The sequence below is a fragment of the Massilia sp. MP_M2 genome (genome assembly GCF_039123635.1).
GTDB lineage: Bacteria > Pseudomonadota > Gammaproteobacteria > Burkholderiales > Burkholderiaceae_D > Telluria.
The window spans coordinates 210,621-235,294 of sequence record NZ_JBCHJF010000001.1 but is presented as its reverse complement, the minus strand read 5'-3'; the positions used below and the strand labels follow the sequence as shown (position 1 = coordinate 235,294).

General features: G+C 62.2%; 23 protein-coding genes and 1 other RNA gene. 17 read left to right on the top strand and 7 right to left on the bottom strand.

What is annotated here, in order from left to right; genetic code table 11:
• Positions 1–50 precede the first annotated feature (50 nt).
• From RCH14_RS01060 to ompA, 6 genes are all read right to left on the bottom strand, one after another.
• Complete coding sequence (locus RCH14_RS01060; protein WP_343024313.1) at positions 51–1,250, bottom strand: phage integrase central domain-containing protein; 1,200 nt, start codon at positions 1,248–1,250, stop codon at positions 51–53.
• Positions 1,251–1,416: 166 nt separating this feature from the next.
• Positions 1,417–1,775: a transfer-messenger RNA gene (gene ssrA / locus RCH14_RS01055) on the bottom strand.
• Positions 1,776–1,883: 108 nt separating this feature from the next.
• Positions 1,884–2,489: a glycine zipper 2TM domain-containing protein gene (locus RCH14_RS01050; RefSeq protein ID WP_343024312.1), complete on the bottom strand. Its 606-nt coding sequence runs from the start codon at positions 2,487–2,489 to the stop codon at positions 1,884–1,886.
• A gap of 181 nt (positions 2,490–2,670) precedes the next feature.
• Positions 2,671–3,378: an HAD-IA family hydrolase gene (locus RCH14_RS01045; protein ID WP_343024311.1), complete on the bottom strand. Its 708-nt coding sequence runs from the start codon at positions 3,376–3,378 to the stop codon at positions 2,671–2,673.
• A gap of 4 nt (positions 3,379–3,382) precedes the next feature.
• The gene (gene ubiG / locus RCH14_RS01040) at positions 3,383–4,087 is read right to left on the bottom strand and encodes a bifunctional 2-polyprenyl-6-hydroxyphenol methylase/3-demethylubiquinol 3-O-methyltransferase UbiG (protein WP_343024310.1); all 705 of its coding nucleotides are present in this window, start codon (positions 4,085–4,087) and stop codon (positions 3,383–3,385) included.
• A gap of 103 nt (positions 4,088–4,190) precedes the next feature.
• Positions 4,191–4,895: an outer membrane protein OmpA gene (ompA, locus tag RCH14_RS01035; protein WP_343024309.1), complete on the bottom strand. Its 705-nt coding sequence runs from the start codon at positions 4,893–4,895 to the stop codon at positions 4,191–4,193.
• A 374-nt stretch (positions 4,896–5,269) separates the two neighbouring features.
• Between ompA and gyrA the strand changes: the two genes are divergently transcribed.
• The 17 genes from gyrA to cysM all read left to right on the top strand — a co-directional run bounded on the left by gyrA (position 5,270) and on the right by cysM (position 23,660).
• Positions 5,270–7,885, top strand: coding sequence for a DNA gyrase subunit A (gene gyrA, locus RCH14_RS01030; protein WP_343024308.1), 2,616 nt, complete (start codon positions 5,270–5,272; stop codon positions 7,883–7,885).
• Between the two features lie 115 nt (positions 7,886–8,000).
• On the top strand, positions 8,001–8,582 hold the full coding sequence (locus tag RCH14_RS01025; RefSeq protein ID WP_343024307.1) for a DUF2059 domain-containing protein: 582 nt from the start codon (positions 8,001–8,003) through the stop codon (positions 8,580–8,582).
• A gap of 19 nt (positions 8,583–8,601) precedes the next feature.
• Positions 8,602–9,687, top strand: a complete 1,086-nt coding sequence (gene serC, locus RCH14_RS01020) for a 3-phosphoserine/phosphohydroxythreonine transaminase (RefSeq protein ID WP_343024306.1) — start codon at positions 8,602–8,604, stop codon at positions 9,685–9,687.
• 219 nt (positions 9,688–9,906) lie between these two features.
• Positions 9,907–10,977, top strand: a complete 1,071-nt coding sequence (gene pheA / locus RCH14_RS01015) for a prephenate dehydratase (protein ID WP_343024305.1) — start codon at positions 9,907–9,909, stop codon at positions 10,975–10,977.
• Positions 10,978–10,998: 21 nt separating this feature from the next.
• Complete coding sequence (gene hisC, locus RCH14_RS01010) at positions 10,999–12,102, top strand: histidinol-phosphate transaminase (RefSeq protein ID WP_343024304.1); 1,104 nt, start codon at positions 10,999–11,001, stop codon at positions 12,100–12,102.
• Complete coding sequence (locus tag RCH14_RS01005; protein ID WP_343024303.1) at positions 12,103–13,017, top strand: prephenate dehydrogenase/arogenate dehydrogenase family protein; 915 nt, start codon at positions 12,103–12,105, stop codon at positions 13,015–13,017.
• A complete protein-coding gene (aroA, locus tag RCH14_RS01000) occupies positions 13,014–14,345 on the top strand; it encodes a 3-phosphoshikimate 1-carboxyvinyltransferase (protein WP_343024302.1) in 1,332 nt (443 codons plus the stop codon). The genes RCH14_RS01005 and aroA overlap by 4 nt, the downstream gene beginning before the upstream one ends.
• Before the next feature lie 18 nt (positions 14,346–14,363).
• The gene (gene cmk, locus RCH14_RS00995) at positions 14,364–15,026 is read left to right on the top strand and encodes a (d)CMP kinase (protein WP_343024301.1); all 663 of its coding nucleotides are present in this window, start codon (positions 14,364–14,366) and stop codon (positions 15,024–15,026) included.
• Positions 15,027–15,368: 342 nt separating this feature from the next.
• A complete protein-coding gene (rpsA, locus tag RCH14_RS00990) occupies positions 15,369–17,075 on the top strand; it encodes a 30S ribosomal protein S1 (RefSeq protein ID WP_343024300.1) in 1,707 nt (568 codons plus the stop codon).
• 36 nt (positions 17,076–17,111) lie between these two features.
• On the top strand, positions 17,112–17,417 hold the full coding sequence (locus RCH14_RS00985) for an integration host factor subunit beta (protein ID WP_183550085.1): 306 nt from the start codon (positions 17,112–17,114) through the stop codon (positions 17,415–17,417).
• Positions 17,418–17,571: 154 nt separating this feature from the next.
• Positions 17,572–17,895 (top strand): LapA family protein, encoded by a 324-nt coding sequence (locus RCH14_RS00980; protein WP_343024299.1) that lies wholly within the window; start codon positions 17,572–17,574, stop codon positions 17,893–17,895.
• A 13-nt stretch (positions 17,896–17,908) separates the two neighbouring features.
• A complete protein-coding gene (gene lapB / locus RCH14_RS00975; protein WP_343024298.1) occupies positions 17,909–19,084 on the top strand; it encodes a lipopolysaccharide assembly protein LapB in 1,176 nt (391 codons plus the stop codon).
• A 44-nt stretch (positions 19,085–19,128) separates the two neighbouring features.
• Positions 19,129–20,097 carry a D-glycero-beta-D-manno-heptose-7-phosphate kinase gene (rfaE1, locus tag RCH14_RS00970; RefSeq protein WP_343025017.1) on the top strand — a complete coding sequence of 323 codons (969 nt, stop codon included), beginning with the start codon at positions 19,129–19,131 and terminating at the stop codon, positions 20,095–20,097.
• 112 nt (positions 20,098–20,209) lie between these two features.
• Entirely contained in the window at positions 20,210–20,557 is a 348-nt protein-coding gene (locus RCH14_RS00965; RefSeq protein ID WP_343024297.1) for a helix-hairpin-helix domain-containing protein, read from the top strand.
• A 263-nt stretch (positions 20,558–20,820) separates the two neighbouring features.
• Complete coding sequence (locus RCH14_RS00960; RefSeq protein WP_343024296.1) at positions 20,821–22,146, top strand: M20/M25/M40 family metallo-hydrolase; 1,326 nt, start codon at positions 20,821–20,823, stop codon at positions 22,144–22,146.
• A 15-nt stretch (positions 22,147–22,161) separates the two neighbouring features.
• Positions 22,162–22,650, top strand: coding sequence for a DUF4124 domain-containing protein (locus tag RCH14_RS00955; protein WP_343024295.1), 489 nt, complete (start codon positions 22,162–22,164; stop codon positions 22,648–22,650).
• Positions 22,651–22,757: 107 nt separating this feature from the next.
• The gene (gene cysM / locus RCH14_RS00950; RefSeq protein WP_343024294.1) at positions 22,758–23,660 is read left to right on the top strand and encodes a cysteine synthase CysM; all 903 of its coding nucleotides are present in this window, start codon (positions 22,758–22,760) and stop codon (positions 23,658–23,660) included.
• A gap of 266 nt (positions 23,661–23,926) precedes the next feature.
• Here cysM and RCH14_RS00945 read toward each other — a convergent pair whose 3' ends face one another.
• The gene (locus tag RCH14_RS00945; RefSeq protein ID WP_183550106.1) at positions 23,927–24,265 is read right to left on the bottom strand and encodes a hypothetical protein; all 339 of its coding nucleotides are present in this window, start codon (positions 24,263–24,265) and stop codon (positions 23,927–23,929) included.
• Positions 24,266–24,674 lie beyond the last annotated feature (409 nt).

Below are 24,674 nucleotides of genomic sequence, written 5' to 3'. Positions count from 1 at the left end.
GCGCGCAGTCTTTTCTCAATAGATTTTAAAATTGCTAGACTGTTTTACGACTAACTCGTAAAAGCACCGGTCTGCAGTTTTTCAAGATAGTCCGCCCACTGCTGCATCATTTCCCGGCGTGCCGGTAAGTGAGCGGTGCGGTTATAGGCTCGTCCGTTGGTATCGCGCACCGCGTGCGCCAGCTGGTGCTCGATCAAGTCAGGCCGCACGCCCATGACTTCGTCTAGGATCGTTCTGGCCATCGCCCTGAAGCCATGGCCGCTCATCTCTTCCTTCGATATATCCATGCGGCGCAGCGCTGCCAAGATGGCGTTATCGCTCATCGGCCTGGCCGCCGTGCGCGCGCTGGGGAATACGTACCGGCCGGCGCCGGTCAACGGCTGGATCTCGTGGAAGATGGCTAGCGCCTGGGTCGACAATGGGACGATGTGATCGACGCCCAGCTTCATGCGCGCGGCAGGGATGCGCCACTCTGCGGCGGCGAGGTCGATCTCGGCCCATTCAGCGCCTCGAAGCTCTCCAGGTCGAACGAACACAAGCGGCGCCAGGCGCAGCGCGCAGGACACGATGGCGGTGCCCTGATAGGCGTCGATCGCGCGCAGGATTTGAGCGACCTGGTCGGGTTCGGTGACGGCTGCGAAGTGCTCGCCCTTGACCGGGGGCAGGGCGCCGCGCAGGTCGCCCGATGGGTCGCGCACGGCGCGGCCGGTGGCCACGGCATATCGGAATACCTGCCCGCAGTTGCCAAGCGCGCGATGGGCCGTCTCAAGCGCGCCACGGTCCTCGATCTTGCGAATGACCTGCAGCAGCTCGGGCGCCGTTATATCGGCAATTGGCCTGGCTCCGAGGTGCGGGAAGATGTCGCGCTCGAGTCGGCGGATGATCCTGGTGCCGTGCGCGTCAACCCAATTAGGGGAGTGCTTCTCGTACCACTCCCGGGAAACGAGTTCGAAGCTATTGGCCGCCTGCACCTGGCGCATCGACTTCTGCGCCTTGCGGCTATGACTGGGGTCGATCCCGTCCGCCAGCTGCTTGCGCGCACTGTCGCGCCGCTCGCGCGCGTCTTTGAGGGTCACATCGGGATAGGTGCCAAGGGACAGTAATTTCTCCTTGCCCTCGAAACGGTACTTCAAGCGCCACCACTTACCGCCGGCTGGAGTAACAATCAGGAACAGGCCGCGCTCGTCGAACAGCTTGGCAGGCTTGGCGCCGGGCTTGGTGGTGCGGATGGCAGTGTCGGTCAGGGGCATGGATGGGGGTAAGTAATCCGGGGGTAGGGGAGTTACCCCGAGAGCTACCCCCATAAACTGTTGGATGTCGTTGGACTATGTTACCCCTAAAAATAAGATCCCCATAGGAAAAAACCCGCTCGGAGGCGGGTTTTTAAACGTGGATGAACCACGTTGGAGTGTTGGTTGGTGGAGGCGGCGGGAATCGAACCCGCGTCCGCAAGCACTCTACAGACAGTTCTACATACTTAGCACTATCATTTAATTTAGCCCATACAGCGCGGATGTGCACGCTTTGGACAGGCGAGTTACCTTAAATTTCGGAAACAACCAAGTAACCCGGCTGAGTCCTAGCCTCTGTAAATGACTCTACTAGTCTTGCGACTCACCCCAGAGGCGAGGTGTTGTAGAGCTAGCAGCAATTAAGCTGCTTGTGCGTACGAGTTATCGTTTGCAGTTATTGATTTCTGGATGTATTTACGAGGTGACCAGTCCTCGGTATGCCCTGCGCTGCTTTGTAACCCACGTCGAAACCAGGTCGCCCCCAGTGTCGAGAAGCTTTATTGTACTCCATGAGCTGGCGATGTACAGCCGTTTTCACTCACCTCGCTCTAAAGTTGCCGCAAGCTATAGAGCTTGCGGCTAGAGCCTCACTTAACGGTTGCGATTGGCAATTTCGTTACCGAGCATGCCGCCGCCGATGACGCCGGCCACGGTGGCCAGTTTCTTGCCATTGCCGCCGCCAATCTGATTACCGATCAGGCCGCCGATAACGGCGCCGGTACCGATGCCGACATAGTTCGGCTGTGCCGGCGCTGGTTCTGCGTAACGCGGCTGTTCATAGCGCACTGGCTTCGGCGCTGCGTGCACGACGCGGGTTTTCTCGACCACGCGCACCACCGGCTTTTCCTTGATGATCACGGTCGGCTGCTGCTGGACCACTGGCTGGGCATAGGCCAGCTGACTGGCGGGCACCATCGCCGGGACCATGGCAGGAACCAGTTGCTGCTGGTTGGCCGCGACCGGCACGAGCTGGCCGTTCTGGACCATGTAACCGTTCGGCACTTGCAGACCTGGCTGCTGCATGCCTGGCTGCTGCAGACTGTACGGCGAGGTTGCGGCGAGCGGCATTGGCTCGGGCGCGCTCTTGGACGATGGCAGCAGACCAGTGATCGCTGCGGCACCGGTCAGGCTGACGATGATGACCGACGCTGCTGCGGCTGCCATCATTGGGTGAATGCGGTTAGTGGTGTTTTCCATGATCTGCTCCAGTAAGTTATTGCTTGTTCGTATGGATGTAGATTAATGGCGAGGCCGCTTTGAAGCTAGACGCATCCCTGTATCAATCGTAATGAGATGTAAGCCGTCACCTTTGGACGGCACAAATGAAAATGGCGCCCGAAGAGGGCGCCACCGTGGAAGCAAGTTAGTGCTGAGCCGATCAGGCCGCCCGATCCGCGCGCGACGTGCGATCTGCAGCTTCGCGCAATGCGGCCAACAATTGATCCGGCGTGTCAAACAGGTAGTCGGCACCCCAGCTAATCGGCGCAATCGCGCCGCAATAACCCCAGGCGCAGGCCACCGTGACCATGCCTGCCGCCTTGCCAGCCTCGATATCGCGCAGGTCGTCACCAACATACCAGCACTGCTCTGGTGCAACGCCGAGACGGCGGGCGCCTTCCAGTACGGGCGCCGGGTGCGGCTTGGCGAACGCCGTGGTATCGCCCGAGACGATGCAGCCGGCGTGCGCGAGCGCGATTTGCGGCACCAGCGGATCAGTAAAGCGCGATGGTTTGTTGGTGACGATGCCCCATGCCATGCCGGCTTGTTCGATGCCAGTGAGCAATTCGTTGATGCCGTCAAACAGCGTCGTATGGGTCGACATCGCCGTCTGGTAGCGGTCAAACCAGGCCAGGCGCAGTTCTTCGTAGCCATCGTCGCCCGGCGCCAGGCCAAAGGCCGCGCCGATCATGCCGCGCGCGCCGGCCGAGGCCGTGGGACGCAGCACGGCGTACGGCGTCTCGGCCAGGCCGCGCTCGGTGCGCAGCCAGTTGACGGCCGCAGCCAGGTCGGGCGCGGTGTCGGCCAGCGTGCCATCAAGGTCGAACAGGACGGCGCGTGGCGCCGGAATCGAAGCGGAAAAGGTCATCGGATCACAGGGGTTTGGTACACGCCACCATGTAGTTCACACTGGTGTCGCTGTTGAGTGAGTAGATCTTGGTCAGCGGGTTATAGGTCAGGCCCTTGAGACCATCGACCTGCAGACCGGCCTGGCGCACGAACTGCGCCAGCTCTGCCGGCGTGATGAACTTGCCGTAGTCGTGCGTGCCGCGTGGCAGCATGCGCAGGACGTACTCGGCGCCGATCACGGCAAACAGGTACGACTTCGGATTGCGGTTGAGCGTCGAGAAAAACAGGTGGCCGCCCGGTTTCACGAGGGCTGCTGCGGCGCGCACGACCGAGGCCGGGTCGGGCACGTGTTCCAGCATTTCCATGCAGGTGACCACGTCGAACTGGCCTGGCTCTGCCAAGGCCATGTCTTCGGCAGCGATGTGCTTGTAGCGCACCTCGACCCCCGATTCAAGGCTGTGCAGGTCAGCCACTTTCAACGCTTTTTCGGACAAATCGATGCCGGTGACCTTGGCACCTTTTTTCGCCATTGCCTCGGACAGCACGCCGCCGCCGCAACCAATGTCGATCACGTTCTTGCCGGCCAGCGGCACGCGCGCGTTGATCCATTCAAGGCGCAGGGGATTGATCTCGTGCAGCGGCCGGAATTCCGAGGTTGGATCCCACCAGCGGTGGGCCAGTTCGCTGAACTTCTGAATTTCTGATGGGTCTGAATTTGTCGTCGTCATAGCTCGGAATAATAACGGAAATGGTGCAACAGAATAGCGCGCATGAAAAAACCCCGCCGTAGCGGGGTTGTTGAGGGACCGGTGAGGGTCCTGCGCAGCTGGATTACTTGGCGGCGCCGCGGGTGCCGACCACTTCGATTTCCACGCGGCGATTCTGTGCGCGGCCTTCGGCAGTGGCGTTGTCCGCTTTAGGCTGGCTCTCGCCCTTGCCTTCGGTGTAGATGCGGGTTTCTTCGATGCCCTTGCCCTTCAGGTAAGCCTTGACAGCTTCTGCGCGGCGGATCGACAGTTTCTGGTTGTAGGCATCGGTACCGACCGAGTCAGTGTGACCGACGGCGATGATGACTTCCAGGTTCATGTCGCCCAGCTTGCCGCTCAGCTCATCCAGCGATGCCTTGCCGGCTGGCTTCAGGATGGCCTTGTCGAAGTCGAAGAACGCGTCGGCCGAGTAGCTGACTTTTTCCGAGGTTGGCACTGGGGCTGCTTCAGGCACGGGTGCCGGAGCTGGCGCGGGTGCGACTGGCGCTGGTGGCGCGACGCACTTGCCGTTTTCAAGTTTCTCTGGCGCGACGCACAGTGGCGCGTCGCAACCCGGGACCGCATCGGCCGGGGTCCAGTAGCCGGTACGCCAGCACAGACCGAAAGGATTGCGTGCGATCACGCCGCGGCTGTCCTGCACATAAGCGCTGTATGGGGTGCGCGCTTGCAGGTCAGTGGTCAGCGGCGCGTAAGGTGGGGCGCTTTGGGCAGAAGCGACGCCCGCGATAGCGGCCGTTGCTGCGAACAGAACAGTGATCATTTTTTTCATATTCTTTTCCTTTCGGTAAATTCCGTGTCGATTCAGACAGTCTCCATGTGGTCATGACACTAACATGGTGGCTGCTCTGTCCGTTTCGTATTGTGAAACAAGCAATTGACTTCCTGGCCATTCTGCCACACGCACCAAAATCGCACGACTGCACCTAAATCAAACATCGAGCATTTGTTGTTTGACGTTGTTTAAGCGCAACATTTATGCAAGAAGGCGGCGCTGGTGACGACAATACTGGAACTTTTGGTGAGTCCCGGCGGGATTTCCCGTGCCAAAAAGGCATGGCCCGGAATTGAGCAACTACTATGTGACGCGTGGTAGAATCGCCCGCTGTAACTTATAACTTTCGCCTGAAAGCAGTCGACCCGCCAATGGATCAATTCGCAAAAGAAACAGTCCCGATTTCCCTCGAAGAAGAGATGCGCAAGAGCTATCTCGATTACGCGATGAGCGTGATCGTGGGCCGCGCACTGCCGGATGTCCGCGACGGCCTGAAGCCGGTGCACCGCCGCGTCCTGTACGCGATGCACGAAATGAACAACGTCTGGAACCGGCCTTACCTGAAGTGCGCGCGCGTCGTCGGCGACACGATGGGCAAGTTCCACCCGCACGGCGACTCGTCGATCTACGATACGCTCGTGCGCATGGCGCAGGATTTCTCGCTGCGCTACACGCTGGTCGATGGCCAGGGCAACTTCGGTTCCATCGACGGCGACAGCGCCGCGGCAATGCGTTACACCGAGTGCCGCCTGGACAAGATTGCCGGCGAAATCCTGGCCGACATCGACAAGGACACCGTCGACTTCCAGCCGAACTACGACGGCAAGGAAAAAGAGCCGACCGTCCTGCCAACCCGCATCCCGAACCTGTTGATCAACGGTTCGTCGGGCATCGCGGTCGGCATGGCCACCAATATACCGCCGCACAACCTGTCCGAAGTGATTGCCGGCGCGATGCACGTGCTACACAACCCGGATTGCACCATTGACGAACTGATCGAGCTGATCCCGGCGCCGGACTTCCCGACCGCCGGCATCATCTATGGCGTCTCGGGCGTGCGCGACGGTTACCGCACCGGCCGTGGCCGCGTCGTGATGCGCGCCAAGACCCACTTCGAAGAAATCGGCCGCGACGGCGCCCGCACGGCGATCATCATCGATGAGCTGCCGTACCAGGTGAACAAGAAGTCGCTGCTCGAGCGCATTGCTGAAAACGTGCGCGACAAGAAGCTCGAAGGCATTTCCGACATCCGCGACGAGTCCGACAAGTCGGGCATGCGCGTCGTGATCGAGCTCAAGCGCGGCGAAGTCCCTGAAGTCGTGCTGAACAACCTGTACAAGCAAACGCAGCTGCAAGACACGTTCGGCATGAACATGGTGGCGCTGGTCAATGGCCAGCCGAAGCTCTTGAACCTCAAGCAGATGCTCGAGTGCTTCCTGTCGCACCGCCGCGAAGTCGTCACGCGCCGCACCGTGTTCGAACTGCGCAAGGCGCGCGACCGCGGCCACATGCTCGAAGGCCTGGCCGTCGCACTGGCCAATATCGACGACTTCATCGCGATCATCAAGGCGGCGCCATCGCCACCGGTCGCCAAGGTCGAGCTGATGCAGCAAGCCTGGGATTCGTCGATGGTGCGCGAAATGCTCAACCGTACCGAAACGGGCGCGGCCGGCGGCATCGAAGCCTTCCGTCCCGAGCACCTGCCGAAGCACTACGGCATGCAGCCCGATGGCCTGTACAAGCTGTCGGACGAACAGGCGCAAGAGATTCTGCAAATGCGCCTGCAGCGCCTGACGGGCCTGGAGCAGGACAAGATCGTCAACGAGTACAAGGAAGTGATGACCCATATCGCCGACCTGCTCGACATCCTGTCCAAGCCGGAACGCGTCACCACGATCATCGTCGATGAAATGACGGCGATCAAATCCGAGTACGCCGACAACGGCAAGGATGCGCGCCGTTCGGCCATCGAGCACAATGCCAGCGACCTCGAAACCGAAGACCTGATCACGCCGCAGGACATGGTCGTGACGCTGTCGCACTCGGGCTACATGAAGTCGCAGCCGGTGTCCGAATACCGCGCGCAAAAGCGTGGCGGCCGTGGCAAGCAGGCGATGGCAACGAAAGAAGACGACTGGATCGACCAGCTCTTCATCGCCAACACGCACGACTACATCCTGTGCTTCAGCAATCGTGGCCGCATGTACTGGCTCAAGGTCTGGGAAGTGCCGCAAGGCTCGCGCAACTCGCGCGGCAAGCCCATCGTCAACATGTTCCCGCTGCAGGACAACGAGAAGATCACCGTCGTGCTGCCGCTGCAGGGCGAAAACCGCACCTTCCCTGAAGACCACTACGTCTTCATGGCCACGTCGCTGGGCACCGTCAAGAAGACGCCGCTGCGCGACTTCTCCAATCCACGCAAGGCCGGCATCATCGCGGTCGACCTGGACGAGGGCGACGTGCTGGTTGGCGCGGCGCTCACCGACGGCAAGCACGACGTGATGCTGTTCTCCGACGCCGGCAAGGCCGTGCGCTTCGACGAGAACGATGTACGCCCGATGGGCCGTACGGCGCGCGGCGTGCGTGGCATGAACCTCGAAGAAGGCCAGGAAGTCATCGCGCTGCTGGTGGCCGAGAACGAGCAGCAAACCGTGCTCACCGCGACCGAGAACGGCTTCGGCAAGCGTACCCCGATCACGGAGTACACCCGCCATGGCCGCGGTACGAAGGGCATGATCGCCATCCAGACCTCCGAGCGTAACGGCAAGGTGGTGGCGGCGACCCTGGTCGAGCCAAGCGACGAGATCATGCTGATCACGACGGGCGGCGTGCTGATTCGTACGCGCGTCTCCGAGATCCGCGAGATGGGCCGCGCGACCCAGGGCGTGACGCTCATCGCCGTCGAAGACGGCACCAAGCTGTCCGGCCTGCAGCGCATCGTCGAAACCGACCTCGAAGAAGTCGAGTTCGAGCCGGCGCCAGAGTGATATCGTCACAAGCAGGGACGTGCTGTCGTCCCTGCTGCTGCCATTCCGGATGGCCGGCCCGGCAGGCCGGCCATTGACCCAAGTCGATGGGCTCTGCCACCCGCATGGACTCCTGATGAAACACCTTCTTCGTTCCTTGAGCATCGTTGCCGCCCTCGCTGCTGCGCCGTCGTTTGCCATGGCCCAAGCCGCTCCGACCCCGGCGGTCACCGCCACCGTGACTGCCGCCAGCCCGCAAGCCAACGCCGCCGTCAAGGAACTGCTCGACGCAATGGACGTACGCAAGATGATGACCGCGTCGTTCGCCGAGATGGAAAAATCGCTGCCGCAGATGATGCGCGCGCAGATGACGGCCGTGATCAACGCCGATCCGGGCGCTTCTGCCGAGAAAAAGAAAGCCTCGCTGGCCAAGGTCGAGCAGGTCTTGCCGGTGGCGTCGCAAGCCATCAGCCGCATGTTCAAAGACCCGGCACTGATCGACGAAATGATGGTCGAGATCGCGCCGCTGTACGTCAAGAACTACACGGTCGCCGAACTGAAGGAACTTACCGCGTTCTACCGCACGCCGCTGGGCCGCAAGATGCTGGCCCTGAGCCCGCGCCTGTCCGCCGAAAGCATGGCGGTCGGCCAGCGCATCGTCGCGCCGCGCCTGAATGGCCTGATGCAGGAAGTCATGCAGAGCGCGCAAGGCAAATAACCCTCCACGAAAGGACCGCATGACCCAGATCTTCAATTTCTCGGCCGGCCCCGCCGTACTGCCGAAAGACGTGCTGCAACAAGCCGCGCATGACATGCTCGACTGGCACGGCAGCGGCATGTCGGTGATGGAGATGAGCCACCGTGGTCCTGAATTCTCCAGCATCCACCGCCAGGCGCTGGCTGACCTGCGCGAGCTGCTGAACGTGCCGGCCAATTACAAGATCCTGTTCCAGCAGGGCGGGGGGCTCGGGCAGAACGCCATCGTGCCCCTCAACCTGGCCGGGCGCCGGCTAGATCCGGTGATCGACTTCGTCCACACCGGTACCTGGTCGGGCAAGTCGCTCAAGGAAGCGGCGCGCTTTGCGCGCGTGAACATCGCGGCATCGAGCGAACCAGAGCACTTCACCCGCGTGCCAGCGCGCGACACCTGGCGCCTCAGCGACGACGCATCGTATCTGCACATCTGCACCAACGAGACCATCGACGGCGTCGAATACCCGGACGCGCCCGACGTGCCGGCCGATCTGCCGATCGTGGCCGACATGTCGTCGCACATCCTGTCGCGCCAGATTGACGTCTCGAAGTACGGCGTGATCTTCGCCGGCGCGCAAAAGAACATCGGCCCGGCGGGCCTGACGCTCGTCATCGTGCGGGATGATTTGCTCGACTTTGCCTCGCCCCAGTGCCCATCGGCCTTCCACTGGAAGACCTGCGCCGAACACGATTCGCTGTACAACACGCCGCCCACCTATGCGATCTATATCGCGGGGCTCGTGTTCGCGTGGCTGAAACAGCGCGGCGGCGTGGCGGCCATGGAAGCGATCAATATCGAAAAAGCGCGCCTGCTGTACGCCGCGCTCGACGCCGATGATTTCTACGCGAACCGCGTGGATCCGGCCTACCGCTCGCGCATGAACATCCCGTTCTACCTGCGCGACGAATCACAAAACGAGCAATTCCTGGCCGGCGCGAAGGCGCGCGGGCTGTTGCAACTGAAGGGCCACAAGTCCGTCGGCGGCATGCGGGCATCTATCTACAACGCGATGCCGATCGAGGGCGTACAAGCCCTCGTCGATTATTTGAACACGTTTGCGGGACGGTAGATCGTATCGGCCGGCTGGACGCGTGGACGGCGGAGCCGTCCACCCTACGCCAATGTGCACGGTGGGCGGGCGTACCGTCCGCGCGCCACAATGTGTGGGGTGGGCGGGTATCCGGTCCGCGCGTTCAATGCACCGTAGGGTGGACGGGTATCCCGTCCACGCGTCCACGGCACGGCTGATGCGCCCGAACGCAAACAACATCGACCAACCAGCATAACGATGACAGACAAACTCACCCCCTTGCGCGAACGCATCGATGCGATCGACGCACAAATCCTCCAGCTGTTGAGCGAGCGCGGCCAGGTCGCGCAGGCTGTCGGCCACGTGAAGGCCGAAACCAACGCGCCCGTGTTTCGCCCCGAGCGCGAAGCGCAGGTGCTGCGCGGCGTGGCCGAGCGCAATCCCGGTCCGCTCAAGAACAGCGACGTCCAGACCATCTTCCGCGAGATCATGTCGTCCTGCCGCGCCCTCGAAAAGCGCGTGACGGTCGCGTTTCTCGGCCCCACGGGCACCTTCAGCGAGCAGGCCGTGTTCCAGCAGTTCGGCACGGCCATCGACGCGCTGCCGTGCGTATCGATCGATGAAGTGTTTCGCGCGACCGAGGCCGGCACCGCCGACTTTGGCGTGGTCCCGGTCGAGAATTCGTCCGAGGGCGCCATCAACCGCACCCTCGACCTGCTGCTGGCAACGACCACGATCATCAGCGGCGAAGTCTCGATTGCCGTCCATCACAGCCTGATGACCAAAACCGGTACGATGGATAACGTTACCGTCGTCTGCGCCCATTCGCAGGCGCTGGCACAATGCCAGGTGTGGCTGAACCAGCATTACCCACACATCGAGCGCCGCGCGGTCGCGTCGAACGCCGAGGCGGCGGTACTGGCCAGCCAGGATCCGACAGTCGCCGCAATTGCCAGCGAGATGGCGGGCGAGCAGTATCGACTGGGCGTCGTGCAGGCCCACATCCAGGACGATCCGCACAACCGCACGCGCTTCGTCGTGATCGGCCAGTTGCAGACCGGCCCGTCCGGCAAGGACCGCACCGGGATCGTGCTGGCCGTGCCGAACAAGGCCGGCGCCGTCTACAACCTGCTCGCGCCTCTTGAAAAACACGGCGTGTCGATGACGCGTTTCGAGTCGCGCCCGGCCCGCATCGGCACCTGGGAGTATTACTTCTATGTCGACATCGAGGGCCACGTGCACGACGCTGCCGTTGCGCGCGCGCTCGAGGAACTCAAGGACAACGCCGCCTTCTTCAAGGTGCTGGGGTCCTACCCGCAAAGCCTTTAAACGATTACGAGAGAGATTTTCATGTCGACATTTGGTCCCGAATACATCCGTGCCATCGCCCCGTACCAGGCCGGCAAACCGATCGCCGAAGTGGCCCGCGAATATGGCCTCGACGAAGCGAACATCGTCAAGCTGGCGTCGAACGAAAACCCGTTCGGCATGCCGGCATCGAGCCGCGCCGCGATGCTCGAAGCGGCAGCCGATCTGGGTCGCTACCCGGACGCCAACGGCTTCGACCTGAAGACCGCACTGGCCAAGCGCTACGACGTGCCGCTCGAATGGCTCACGCTCGGCAACGGCAGCAACGACATCCTCGAGATCGCGGCGCACGCCTTCGTGCAAAAAGGCGAAGCCGTCGTGTATTCGCAGTACTCGTTTGCCGTGTATGCGCTGGCCACGCAAGGCGTCGGTGGCCGCGCGATCGTCGTGCCGGCTGTCGATTATGGTCACGACCTCGATGCGATGGCGGCCGCCATCGATGCCGATACGCGCCTGGTGTACGTCGCCAACCCGAACAACCCGACCGGTACGTTCATCCCGGCCGCGCAGATCGAAGCGTTCCTGCAAAAAGTGCCGGCGCACGTGATCGTCGTGCTGGACGAAGCCTACAACGAATACCTGGCGCCGGAAGACCAGTTCGAGTCGAGCGCCTGGGTGCGCACCTACCCGAACCTGATCGTGTCGCGCACCTTCTCGAAGGCCTATGGCCTGGCGGGCCTGCGCGTGGGCTTTGCCATCGCGCAGCCAGCCGTCACCGATCTGATGAACCGCATCCGCCAGCCATTCAACGTCAATTCGCTGGCGCAGGCCGCTGCGGTCGCGGCGCTGAACGACACGGCGTTCCTGGAGCAGGGCGCGCGCAACAATGCCGACGGCTATCGCCAGATGATCGCCGCCTTCGAAGAGCTTGGGCTCGAGTACGTGCCGTCGTTCGGCAACTTCGTGCTGGTGCGGGTTGGCGACGACGATGGCGCCGGTGCGCGCGTGAACGTGGCGCTGCTCAAGCAGGGCGTGATCGTGCGCCCGGTCGGCAACTACGGCCTGCCGCAGTGGCTGCGCATCTCGATCGGCCTGCCGCACGAGAACGCCGCCTTCATCGAGGCGCTGAAGAAGGCGCTTGGCTAAATGCTGGACAAGATCGTTATCGTCGGCGTCGGCCTGATCGGCGGTTCGTTCGCGCTGGCGCTCAAACGCGCCGGGCAGGTGCGGGAAGTGGTCGGCATCGGTCGGCATCCCGAGGCACTGGCCCGGGCACTTGCCCTTGGCATCATCGACCGGGTCGGCGACGACTACGCCGATGCGTTGCAAGGCGCCGACCTGGTCATGCTGGCCGCACCGGTAGCGCAGACGGGGCCGATCCTGGCCGCGCTGCTGCCGCATCTGGCACCCGGCACGATCGTCACCGACGCCGGCAGCACCAAATGCGACGTGGTCGCGGCAGCCCGCACGGCGCTCGGCGAGCGGGTATCCCAGTTCGTGCCCGGCCACCCGATCGCGGGCAGCGAAGCGAACGGCCCAGATGCCGCGCTGGCTGGCCTGTACCAAGGCAAGAAGGCGGTGCTCACGCCGTTGCCCGAAAACGCGCCGCTCGACGTCGAACGTGTCGCCGCCGCCTGGCGCGCCTGCGGCGCCGTGATCCACCAATTGACGCCGGAAGACCATGACCGCGTGTTCGCTGCCGTCAGCCATCTGCCGCATTTGCTGGCCTACGCGCTGGTGGACGACCTCGCCGGCAAGCCGCACGCCGCGATGCTGTTTCAATACGCCGCCAGCGGCTTTCGCGACTTCACGCGCATCGCCGGTTCCTCGCCCGAAATGTGGCGCGACATCAGCCTGGCCAACCGTGCCGCGCTGCTGACCGAGCTCGATGCCTATCTGGCACAATTGACGTCGATGCGGGCCATGCTGGCCGCCGGCGATGGGGCCGGATTGCACGATATTTATGCGAACGCGCAGCGCGCCCGCCACGAGTGGCAGATCGCCATCGAAGCTGGCCACGGGCAAAATGCGCTGCGCGCGCCTATTCAGGAAAACACATGACGCAGCAAAAACACTATCCGCAACATATCGACCTCGAACCCGTGCTCCACGCGGCGGGCACGGTGCGGCTGCCGGGGTCCAAGAGCATCTCGAACCGCACGCTGCTGCTGGCCGCACTGTCCGAGGGCGCGACCACGATCCACGACATGCTCGCGTCGGACGACACGATGGTCATGCTGGGCGCGCTGCGTTCGCTGGGCATCTGCTGGGACGAAGTCGACGAACGCACGGTCATCGTGCATGGCAATGGCGGCGTGCTGCCCGAGTCTGCGGCCGATCTGTTCATGGGCAATGCCGGCACCGCGATCCGGCCGCTGACGGCGGCGCTGGCCGTGATCGGCGGCGACTACACGTTGCACGGCGTCTCGCGCATGCACGAGCGCCCGATCGGTGATCTGGTCGACGCGCTCAACGCCGTCGGCGCGCAGATCGAGTACACGGGCGAAGCAGGCTTTCCGCCGCTGCGCATCCGTCGCGGCCACATCACGGCCAACCGCATGGCCGTGCGCGGCAATGTGTCGAGCCAGTTCCTGACCGCGCTGCTGATGGCCGCGCCGCTGATGGCCACCACGCATCCGGTCTCGATCGACGTCGTCGGCGAGCTGATTTCCAAGCCGTATATCGAGATCACGCTGAACCTGATGCGCCGCTTCGGCGTCGAGGTCGAGCAGAATGGCTGGGCCTCGTTCACCGTGCAACCGGGCCAACGGTATCGGAGTCCGGGCACGATCCACGTCGAAGGCGATGCTTCATCGGCGTCGTATTTTCTGGCGGCCGGCGCGATCGCGGGCGGGCCGGTGCGCGTCGAAGGTGTCGGTGAGCACAGCATCCAGGGCGACGTACGCTTTGCCGATGCGCTCGAACGCATGGGCGCCATCGTTACACGGGGCGAGAACTGGATCGAGGTGCAGTCCAATGGCGTGCTGAAAGCCATCGACGCTGACTTCAACCACATCCCGGATGCAGCGATGACGATTGCGGTGGCGGCGCTGTACGCCGACGGCCCGAGCACGCTGCGCAATATCGCCAGCTGGCGCGTGAAGGAAACCGATCGCCTGAGCGCGATGGCGACCGAACTGCGCAAGGTGGGCGCCGAGGTGGAGGAGGGGCCAGATTACATTCGCATCACGCCGCCGGAAGAACTCAAGCCCGCCACGATCGACACCTACGACGACCACCGTATGGCGATGTGCTTTTCGCTGGCGTCCCTCGACGGCAAGGCGCGGCGCGGCAACGCGATGCGCATCAACGACCCGAAGTGCGTCGCCAAGACCTTTCCCGACTATTTCGAAGCGTTTGCGGGCATCGCGCGCAACGAGCTGTTTTAACTGACCCGTCCCGAGCCCATGCCCAATTCCAACGTACCAGTCATCACCATCGACGGCCCGACCGCTTCCGGCAAGGGCACCGTGGCCAGCCGCGTCGCCGACCGCCTGGGTTTTCACCTGCTCGATTCGGGCGCGCTGTATCGCCTGACGGCGCTGCAGGCGCTGCGCGGCGCGCTGCCGCTGTCGGACGAAGCGGGCATCGCAAAGCTGGCCGAGCAGCTGCCGGCGCGCTTCCAGGGTGACGTGATCTACCTGGCGCAGGAAGACGTGAGCCACGCGATCCGCGCGGAAGAGGTGGGTAATATGGCGTCCAGGATTGCCGCGCTGCCGAGTGTGCGCAAGGCGCTGTTGGACCTGCAACTGGGCTTTCGCCAGACGCCGGGACTGGTGGCCGATGGCCGCGATATGGGCACGGTGATCTTTCCCACCGCCAAGCTCAAAGTATTCCTGACTGCAAGTGCTGAGGCGCGCGCGCAACGCCGCTATAAGCAATTGATTGACAAAGGCTTTTCTGCTAATATGAACGACCTGCTGGCAGATTTACGGGCTAGAGACGAACGCGACACTGGCCGCGCAGTCGCTCCCCTGGTCGCAGCAGCTGATGCACATACTCTGGATACCTCCGCGATGGGGGTCGACCAGGCGGTCGAGCAAGTCCTGACCTGGTATGCGCAGAAATAAGACTTTGAATGACGTGGTGGCGGTGGTGTCGGTCGGTTGCAGTCCAAACCGGTAGGCAGCAGCGCCTGAACGTCATTCCCGCGCAGGCGGGAATCCCGGTTCGATGCGTCACCATTGGCTTGAGTCATCGCCATGGTGGTTTGCAAGTAAATCTGGAGCCCCGCCTGGGTGGGGACGATGGTCTTCACGCTGGTATCTTCGTTGTTGGAAGATGGCAGTCAAAGACCTTGTCCTTTGGTGCTTGCGACAGCATATTGGCCATCGCAAGCGTGTTTTAACCTAACCCAGTTCAGTCCGCACTATCGTCGGCCTGCTGGCTCACATGAAATAACCAACTTTTTTATGTCAACTGCAACTACCCAAGATACTGGTATGGAAAGCTTTGCCGCCCTCTTCGAGGAATCGCTGTCGCGTCAAGACATGCGTTCGGGCGAAGTCATTTCGGCTGAAGTCGTGCGTCTGGATCACAATTTCGTGATCGTCAACGCAGGCCTGAAGTCGGAAGCATTCATTCCAATCGAAGAATTCAAGAATGACCAGGGCGAACTGGAAGTCGCAGTTGGCGACTTCGTTTCCGTGGCCATCGAGTCGCTGGAAAACGGCTTTGGCGACACCATCCTGTCGCGCGACAAAGCCAAACGTCTGGCTTCGTGGCTGGCGCTGGAAAAAGCAATGGAATCGGGCGAGATCGTCACCGGTACCGTCAATGGCAAAGTCAAGGGCGGCCTGACCGTTCTGACCAACGGCATCCGCGCGTTCCTGCCGGGTTCGCTGGTTGACACCCGTCCAGTCAAGGACACGACCCCATTCGAAGGCAAGACCCTCGAATTCAAGGTCATCAAGCTGGACCGCAAGCGTAACAACGTCGTGCTGTCGCGCCGCGCTGTCATCGAAGCATCGATGGGCGAAGAGCGTCAGAAGCTGATGGAAACGCTGAAAGAAGGTACCGTGGTTACCGGTATCGTCAAGAACATCACCGACTATGGCGCATTCGTCGACCTGGGCGGCATCGATGGCCTGCTGCACATCACCGATCTGGCATGGCGTCGTGTGCGTCACCCATCCGAAGTCCTGTCGGTTGGCCAAGAGATCACCGCCAAGGTCCTCAAGTACGATCAAGAGAAGAACCGCGTCTCGCTGGGCGTCAAGCAGCTGGGCGACGATCCATGGACCGGTCTGTCGCGTCGTTACCCACAGAGCACCCGCCTGTTCGGTAAAGTCACGAACCTCACCGACTATGGCGCATTCGTCGAAGTCGAGCAGGGTATCGAAGGTCTGGTCCACGTGTCCGAAATGGACTGGACCAACAAGAACGTGGCACCAAACAAAGTTGTCCAGCTGGGCGACGAAGTGGAAGTCATGGTTCTGGAGATCGACGAAGAGCGCCGCCGTATTTCGCTGGGCATGAAGCAGTGCAAAGCGAACCCATGGGACGACTTCGGCATGACCCACAAAAAAGGCGACAAGGTCAAGGGTTCGATCAAGTCGATCACCGACTTCGGCGTGTTCATCGGCCTGCCAGGCAACATCGATGGTCTGGTGCACCTGTCGGACCTGTCCTGGACCGAAGCCGGCGAAGAAGCCGTGCGTCGCTTCAAGAAAGGCGACGAACTGGAAGCCGTGGTGCTGGCCATCGACGTCGAGCGCGAGCGTGTTTCGCTGGGCGTGAAGCAACTCGAAGGCGACCCGTTCAACACCTACTCGTCGATGAACGACAAGGGTTCGCTGGTCACCGGCACCGTGAAATCGGTTGAGCCAAAAGGCGCCGTGATCTCGCTGTCGGAAGAAGTCGAAGGCTACCTGCGCGCTTCGGAAATCTCGCGTGACCGCGTTGAAGATGCTGGCACCCACCTGAAAGTCGGCGACAGCGTCGAAGCTCTGGTGATCAACATCGATCGCAAGGCTCGCAGCATCCAGCTGTCGATCAAGGCGAAAGACAACGTCGATACGCAAGAAGCCATGAGCAAGCTGTCGAACGACAACAGCGCTGCTTCGGGCACGACCAGCCTGGGCGCACTGCTCAAGGCCAAGTTCGATAATAAGAACTAAGCAAGAATGATCAGGATCTCCTGAGGAGCTGCGCAGATGACCAAATCCGAGCTGATCAACCGACTGGCTGAGCGTTATTCTCAGCTGGTGGCAAAGGATGCGGAGTTTGCTGTCAAGACCATCCTCGATGCGATGACCAACGCCCTGGCGACCGGGCAACGCATCGAGATCCGTGGTTTCGGCAGTTTTTCGCTGAACAGCCGTCCACCGCGCATCGGTCGCAATCCGAAGTCCGGCGACAAGGTGATGGTGCCCGAAAAACGGGTGCCGCACTTCAAACCGGGCAAGCAGTTGCGCGAGCAGGTGGACGCGATGGTCGGACAACCGATCATCAACGATTGAGTCAGTGCTGGCACCAAGAAACGGCATCCGCGAGGATGCCGTTTTTTTATGGCCTTTCGAGGCAAACAGCGGCCCAACGCCGCACGCTGTTTTGAAATATCATGGTGGATGTGCGACACTTCGCCCTTACACCATTGTCCAGCGGAACCTGTTGATGAAATTCGTCTCGACCATTGTCGGATTTGTCCTGTTCATCCTGTTTTTCGGCTTCGCGCTGAAAAACACGAAAGAGGTCGACCTGCATTTTTTCCTCGACTATGAACTGCGTGGCCCCCTCGTGCTGATGCTGCTGGCGTTCTTTATCGCCGGCGCCGCGTTCGGCATCCTGGCACTGGCGCCGACCGTGTTCCGCCAGCGCCGCGAAAAGTGGCAGCACAAATACACCATCCAGGCACTGCAAAGCGCCGCCGGCACCGGGGTGGTTGCCACCACGCCACCGCCGCCGGATGCCGTTCCACCGGTTGCACCCCGCCACTAACAACAAGAACACCATGGATTTCGAACTCTGGATGCTGCTTGGCATCCCCTTCTTCTTTGGCCTGGGCTGGCTTGCTGCCCGGGTCGACATCAATGAGGTGGTCTCCGAGTCGCGCACGCTGCCGCGTGGCTACTTCAAGGGCCTGAACCACCTGCTCAACGACCAGCCCGACAAAGCCATCGACTCGTTCATCGAGATCGTCAAGCTCGATCCTGAATCGAGCGATATGCACTTTGCGCTGGGCAATCTGTTTCGCCGCCGCGGCGAAACCGAGCGCGCCATTCGCGTGCACCAGAACCTGCTGGCGCGTCCCGACTTGCCGAGCGAAGAAAAAGCGCACGCGCAGTACGAACTGGGTATCGACTATCTGAAGGCGGGCCTGCTGGACCGCGCCGAGGAATCGTTCAATGGTTTGGCCGACACACCGTACGCGGTGCAAGCGCGCCGCTCGCTGCTGGAAATCTACCAGCGCGAAAAAGAATGGAAGCGCGCCATCGAGGCCGCCCAGGACTTGCAGGCCTCCGGCGCCGGTGCGCGCCAGATCGAGATCGCCCAGTTCTACTGCGAACTGGCGGCCGACGCGCTGGTGCACATGGCGCCGAGCGATGCCATGCTGCTGCTGGACAAGGCGCTCGAGGCCAACCGCCACAGCGTGCGCGCCACGATCCTGCGCGGCGACGCGCTGCTGGCCCAGGGCGACGTGGAAGAAGCGCTCAAGACCTGGCGCCGAGTGGAGCAGCAAAGCGTGCCGCACGTGGCCCTGGTCGCTGCGCGCCTGATGGATGGCTACCGCAAGGTGGGCCGGCCACAGGAGGGCGTGAACCTGCTGCGCTCGTACCTGGCCGAGGCCTCATCGATCGACCTGATCGAAGTGGTGTTCAAGGCCGTCATCGAGCTCGATGGCGTCGAAGCGGCCAAGGGCCTGGTGGTGGAAGAGTTGCGCCGCAATCCGACGCTGCTCGGCCTGGATAAATTGCTTGAAGCGCGCTTGATGGATGCGCCGGCCCATGTCTGGGAAGAGCTGTCGATGGTCAAGAATCTGGTGCAGCGTTACACGCAGAAGCTGGCGCGCTACCAGTGCAGCCACTGCGGTTTCAAGGCGCGCCAGTTCTACTGGCAATGCCCGGGCTGCAACCGCTGGGATTCGTACCCGCCACGCCGCACCGAAGAACTCAATGTGATGAACTGACGGTGTATCGAACGATCTGAATGACAAGCACAAGTGCCATGACCATGACCCCAAGCCGCCTGCTGGTGGCCGACGACTACCGCCAGCAGGCGGCTCCTGAACTGTCCGCCGTGCGCCTGCTGGTGGTGGGCGATGTGATGCTCGACCGCTATTGGTTTGGCGAGGTCTCGCGTATCTCGCCGGAAGCGCCGGTGCCCGTCGTGCGCATCGAGCGGCGCGAGGAGCGCCTGGGCGGCGCCGCCAACGTGGCGCGCAATGCCGCCGCGCTGGGCGCTTACACGGGCCTGCTAGGCGTGGCTGGGGCCGACGAGGCGGGCGACGAGGTCGAGCGCCTGCTGCAGGGCGCGGGCATCCACAGCTACCTCAAGCGGGACGAAGCGATCTCGACCATCATCAAGCTGCGTGTCATCGGCCGCCAGCAGCAGATGGTGCGCATCGACTTCGAAGATGCACCGACCGAGACCGTGCTGCGCGATAAGCTCAGCCAGTTCAAGGCACTGCTGCCCCAGTACGACGTGATCATCCTGTCCGATTACAACAAGGGTGCGCTGGTCAATGTCGCCGAGATGATCGCGCTGGCGCGCGCTGCGGGCAAGATCGTGCTGGTCGACCCGAAAGGCGACGATTTCACGCCGTACAAGGGCGCGAGCATCCTGACACCGAACCGCGCCGAACTGCAGCGCGTCGTCGGCGGCTGGAAGAACGAGACGCAATTGCTCGAAAAAGCGCAGGCGCTGCGCATGGAGCTTGGCCTGGATGCGCTGCTGCTGACGCGCTCCGAAGAAGGCATGAGCCTGTTTACGGCCGATGAAGTGCTGCATGTTAACGCCGATGCGCGCGAAGTGTTCGACGTCTCGGGCGCCGGTGACACCGTGATTGCGACACTGGCCACGATGCTGGGCACGGGCGCGCCGCTGGGCGAAGCGCTGGTAACGGCCAACCGCGCCGGCGGTATCGTCGTTGGCAAGCTGGGCACGGCCACCGTGACGCGCGACGAGCTGTTTCCGGGTTGAGTCGCGCTTGACCTGCCTCAAGCCCGGCCCGTCAACGACGCGCCGGGTGATCCGTTGGAAGACCGATGGGCGGCGTCGCCGTCCAGCGTCTACAACCAACGGAGAAATTTCGATGATCAAGAAACTGATGCTTGCCTTCGCCGCGCTGGCCGTCTCGAGCGGTATCGCGTTTGCCCAGGTCGACGTGAACAAGGCCGACGTTGCCGCCCTCGATGGCGTCAAGGGTGTGGGGCCGAGCATGTCCAAGGCCATCCTTGACGAGCGCGCCAAGGGCGAGTTCAAGGACTGGGCCGACCTGCAAACGCGCGTCAAGGGCATGGGCGAGAAAAAGGCCGCCAAACTGAGCCAGTCCGGGCTGGTGGTCAATGGCAAGGGCAAGGAAGGCGCAGCGGCCAAGCCCGCCGCCGCCAAGGGCGACAAGTCGGCCGCCAAACCGGTCGACGCCAAAACCGCAACATGATATGTATTGACTGACAGCGTCACGGGCGCGTGGCAAGATGTTCCAGCTCTTCAAGATAGTGCTTGAACATCAACATCAGAAAGGTCGTCATGCCTCACGCCCGTGTTTCAAATCGTGTTTCAGCCGGTGTCTCAGCCCGTGTTTCAGCCCGTGTTTCAGCCCGTGTTTCAGCCAGTGTCTCAGCCCGTGTCTCAGCCCGTGTCTCAACCGCCTTGCTGGCAGCCCTGCTAGCTGCTGCAGGCGTCGCGTCTGCCGCTACGCCGGTGACTACTGCGGCTGCACACGTCACACCGAAACAACCCGACATCAGCGCGCAGCAAGCCCAGATCAGCAAGATCCTCGCTGAAGTCTCGCAGCATCGCATCGAAGGCCATATCCGCAAGCTGGTCAGCTTCGGCACGCGCCACACGATGTCCGAGACCGAATCGCCCACGCGCGGCATCGGCGCTGCCCGCCGCTGGATCAAGGCCGAGCTCGAGCGCTGCGGCGCCGGCACGCCCTTGCAGGTTACCTACGACAGCCACGTGGCGCCCGTCTCGGCGCGCATCACCAAGCCGACCGAGATCGTCAACGTCGTCGCGACGCTGCCGGGCACGCAGGCTGCCTCCAAAGAGCGCATGTACGTCGTCAGCGGCCACTACGATTCGCGCGCCTCGGACGTGATGGATGCCACCTCGGACGCGCCGGGCGCGAACGACGATGCCTCCGGCACCGCCGCGATCATGGAACTGGCGTGCGTGATGGCCAAATACAAGTTCGACGCGACGCTCGTGTTCATGGCCGTGGCCGCCGAAGAGCAGGGCCTGATCGGCGCTCGCCACTGGGCCGTTGGCGCCCGTGAAAAGAACTGGAACGTGGCCGGCATGTTCACCAACGACATCATCGGCAGCTCGAAGGGCGACGATGGCAAGGTCGATAACAAGCAGGTGCGCCTGTTCGCCCAGAGTATTCCGGCGACCAAGGAAATGAGCGAGACCGTGCGCCAGCTGGTGGCCACGGGCGGCGAGAACGATTCGCTCTCGCGCCAGCTCGCGCGCCACACGAAGGAGCAGGGCGAGCGCTACGTCAAAGGCTTCAAGGTCAGCGTGATCCAGCGCCCTGACCGCTATCTGCGCGGGGGCGACCACATGCCGTTCCTGGAGCAGGGTTACGCCGCCCTGCGCTTTACCGAACCCGCAGAAGACTTCGCGCACCAGCACCAGGACCTGCGCACCGAGAACGGCAAGGTGTACGGCGACACGATCGACCATGTCGACTTCGACTACATCGCCAAGGTCACGCGCGTGAACGGCGCTGCGATGGCCTCGCTCGCGCTGGCGCCTGCCGCCCCGCAAGAGGTCAAGCTGCGCACCGCAGGCCTGACGAATGATTCGACGCTGGTCTGGAAGGCGAACGGCGAGCCCGATCTGGCCGGCTACCGCATCGTCTGGCGCGACACGACGGCCGCGAATTGGGAAGGTGCAAAGTGGGTTGGCAACGTGACGGAAGCCACGCTCGACCTGTCGAAAGACAATGTGTTCTTTGGCGTGCAGGCGGTCGACAAGGATGGCAACGTCAGCGTCGCGACGTATCCGCTGCCGCTGCGCTGAGCCGGTAACGCTATCGTGAAATCGTCCATCGTCATCTGCATCATTGCGGTGGGCGTGAGCGCAGTCGCGCTGCCGGCCGCGGCCCAGGTCTACAAATGCGTCGATCCCAAAACCGGGGCGAAGACGTATTCCGACTCGGGCTGCGCCCGCAGCGCGCAGCGCACGACGATGGAGGCACTTCCGCCAGTCATCGCACCTGCGCCGCACGAAACGCAGGCGGCGCGGTATGCTCCCGCGCCGGTGCAGGGCTGGCGTGCAGAAGACGCGCGTGGGGGGCTGCAGGCAGGTGCGGCCCAGCCGGTCGGCTCGATCGCGCCGCCGCAAGGTGACCCGAACTCGTACGAGTGCGAGCAGGCGAAAAGGAAACTGGCGGTGCGCCGAAGCCGCGTCACCAACTTCGCATCCGATGCGAAAGAGCCCGTCATTGATGTCAACCGCATTTGCGGTGTCTTCACGAGTCCGAATCCCATGCCGGGCCAGCTGACGCGCCAGGGTACGCGCTGAACACCACGCTCTGCTGCCGTTTGCCGTCGCGCCCGGCGGCTGCGCCGACGCGGCTGTGCATCTCGGATTAAAATGGTGTTTTGGTATCGCAAGGAATAGAGAACGCAATGGCATACAAGACCATCGAATCCACGATCGGCAACACGCCGCTCGTGCAACTGCAGCGCCTGCCGGGCGCAGAGAGCGCGGCCCGCAACAACATCATCCTGGGTAAGCTCGAAGGCAACAATCCGGCCGGTTCGGTCAAGGACCGGGCTGCCATGTCGATGCTGCGCGGCGCCGAACTGCGCGGCCAGATCAAGCCCGGCGACACGCTGATCGAAGCGACCAGCGGCAACACCGGCATCGCGCTGGCGATGGCGGCGGCGATCCTTGGCTACAAGATGATCCTCCTGATGCCCGACAACCTGTCGATCGAACGCCGCCAGAGCATGGCCGCGTATGGCGCGCAGATCATCCTCACGCCGAAGTCCGGCGGCATGGAATACGCGCGCGACATGGCCGAGCAGATGCAAAAAGACGGCCAGGGCATCATCCTCGACCAGTTCGCCAACGCCGACAATCCGCGCGCGCACTACGAGAGCACCGGCCCGGAGATCTGGCGTGACACAGAAGGGCGCGTCACGCACTTCGTCAGCGCCATGGGTACCACCGGCACCATCATGGGCGTATCGCGTTATCTGAAAGAGCAGAACGAGGCCGTGCGCATTATCGGCGCGCAGCCCGAAGAAGGCTCGTCGATTCCGGGCATCCGCAAGTGGCCCGAAGCCTACCTGCCCAAAATCTATGACAAGGCGCGCGTCGATCAGGTCGAGAACGTGAGCCAGGCCGCGGCCGAGCAGATGGCGCGCCGCATGGCTGCCGAAGAGGGCATCTTCTGCGGCATCTCGGCCGCCGGCGCCTGTGAGGTGGCGCTGCGCATCGCGCAGACCGTCGAGAACGCGACCATCGTGTTCATCGTCTGCGACCGGGGTGATCGCTATCTGTCCACGGGTGTTTTTCCTGCCTGAGGCAAAGGCGCGGTCAACGCAGATACCGCGTTGGCAGCGCCCATAAAAAAAGCCGCCCGGTGCACAGGCGGCCTTCAAATCAGTCCTTGGACTGCCTAGACCTTTCCATCGGCACTGCGCCAATTTCCTTCGGTCGTCCGCCAATGCGGCGGCTCATACGCCCGCGCGGGCGTATGCACTACTGGTACAGGCTGTGCCACATGGCGACGGCCCGTTCAATCCTGGCCAGACGACAAACGCAGGCGCCGTGAAGCGCCCGGCGTTGATCAGTCCTTCATTGCCGGAACTGCGCCTTCTTTTGGCTTGAACTGCTTGTCGCTGATGCGGAATTTCGCACGGCGATCGCCCATCAGGTAGCGCAGGTCACGGATCGACAGGTCGCTCACTTCGTGCATGCGAATCAGCAGCGATGCGCCGACCGGCAGGCGGTGGTGACGGATTTTGGAAATTACCGGCGGCGCCACTTCCAGCGCGCGCGACAGCGCTGCGTCATTTTTCAGGCGCAGGTTTTCGATCAGCGTATCGAGCAGGCGATTCGGGTTGTACTGAAGCAGCTCGTCGCCTTCCGAATCGCTGTTCATATCAATGCCGACTTGGTTAGTCATGATTCATATTCCTTAGGGGTTAGTGCGGAGTCATCAACAACTACTACGTTGGAGTCCGGTTTTACTTTCGTAAATTTCTATTCAATTGTACAACTATTTCGATACCGATACTCATGAGCAAGCCGGAATCGTTTCTACTGATTCGGTTATCGTTGTCTACTTGCAACAATAGCCGCAATGCAATTCTCTCACATAGTCACTAGAAACAACTATTGTTTTTTGGTTAATCATTAGTGTACGGGCATCCAGCATTTGATGCCGCACGGTATGAAAATTGCTGACTAAATGGAAAGAAAGCGGGGAGTATGACGACATTCGTAATAAATTTACTACGAAAAATAGCAAGTGACAGGTGCATACCCCTGGGGGGTATGCAACCAAATGCTGATCGGCAATTTTGAAAGTGCGC

What these genes read in the sequence shown, in the direction of transcription:
- RCH14_RS01060 (WP_343024313.1), bottom strand. Translation starts at nt 1,250, where the DNA reads ATGCCCCTGACCGACACTGCCATCCGCACCACCAAGCCCGGCGCCAAG.
- RCH14_RS01050 (WP_343024312.1), bottom strand. Translation starts at nt 2,489, where the DNA reads ATGGAAAACACCACTAACCGCATTCACCCAATGATGGCAGCCGCAGCA.
- RCH14_RS01045 (WP_343024311.1), bottom strand. Translation starts at nt 3,378, where the DNA reads ATGACCTTTTCCGCTTCGATTCCGGCGCCACGCGCCGTCCTGTTCGAC.
- ubiG (WP_343024310.1), bottom strand. Translation starts at nt 4,087, where the DNA reads ATGACGACGACAAATTCAGACCCATCAGAAATTCAGAAGTTCAGCGAA.
- ompA (WP_343024309.1), bottom strand. Translation starts at nt 4,895, where the DNA reads ATGAAAAAAATGATCACTGTTCTGTTCGCAGCAACGGCCGCTATCGCG.
- gyrA (WP_343024308.1), top strand. Translation starts at nt 5,270, where the DNA reads ATGGATCAATTCGCAAAAGAAACAGTCCCGATTTCCCTCGAAGAAGAG.
- RCH14_RS01025 (WP_343024307.1), top strand. Translation starts at nt 8,001, where the DNA reads ATGAAACACCTTCTTCGTTCCTTGAGCATCGTTGCCGCCCTCGCTGCT.
- serC (WP_343024306.1), top strand. Translation starts at nt 8,602, where the DNA reads ATGACCCAGATCTTCAATTTCTCGGCCGGCCCCGCCGTACTGCCGAAA.
- pheA (WP_343024305.1), top strand. Translation starts at nt 9,907, where the DNA reads ATGACAGACAAACTCACCCCCTTGCGCGAACGCATCGATGCGATCGAC.
- hisC (WP_343024304.1), top strand. Translation starts at nt 10,999, where the DNA reads ATGTCGACATTTGGTCCCGAATACATCCGTGCCATCGCCCCGTACCAG.
- RCH14_RS01005 (WP_343024303.1), top strand. Translation starts at nt 12,103, where the DNA reads ATGCTGGACAAGATCGTTATCGTCGGCGTCGGCCTGATCGGCGGTTCG.
- aroA (WP_343024302.1), top strand. Translation starts at nt 13,014, where the DNA reads ATGACGCAGCAAAAACACTATCCGCAACATATCGACCTCGAACCCGTG.
- cmk (WP_343024301.1), top strand. Translation starts at nt 14,364, where the DNA reads ATGCCCAATTCCAACGTACCAGTCATCACCATCGACGGCCCGACCGCT.
- rpsA (WP_343024300.1), top strand. Translation starts at nt 15,369, where the DNA reads ATGTCAACTGCAACTACCCAAGATACTGGTATGGAAAGCTTTGCCGCC.
- RCH14_RS00985 (WP_183550085.1), top strand. Translation starts at nt 17,112, where the DNA reads ATGACCAAATCCGAGCTGATCAACCGACTGGCTGAGCGTTATTCTCAG.
- RCH14_RS00980 (WP_343024299.1), top strand. Translation starts at nt 17,572, where the DNA reads ATGAAATTCGTCTCGACCATTGTCGGATTTGTCCTGTTCATCCTGTTT.
- lapB (WP_343024298.1), top strand. Translation starts at nt 17,909, where the DNA reads ATGGATTTCGAACTCTGGATGCTGCTTGGCATCCCCTTCTTCTTTGGC.
- rfaE1 (WP_343025017.1), top strand. Translation starts at nt 19,129, where the DNA reads ATGACCCCAAGCCGCCTGCTGGTGGCCGACGACTACCGCCAGCAGGCG.
- RCH14_RS00965 (WP_343024297.1), top strand. Translation starts at nt 20,210, where the DNA reads ATGATCAAGAAACTGATGCTTGCCTTCGCCGCGCTGGCCGTCTCGAGC.
- cysM (WP_343024294.1), top strand. Translation starts at nt 22,758, where the DNA reads ATGGCATACAAGACCATCGAATCCACGATCGGCAACACGCCGCTCGTG.
- RCH14_RS00945 (WP_183550106.1), bottom strand. Translation starts at nt 24,265, where the DNA reads ATGACTAACCAAGTCGGCATTGATATGAACAGCGATTCGGAAGGCGAC.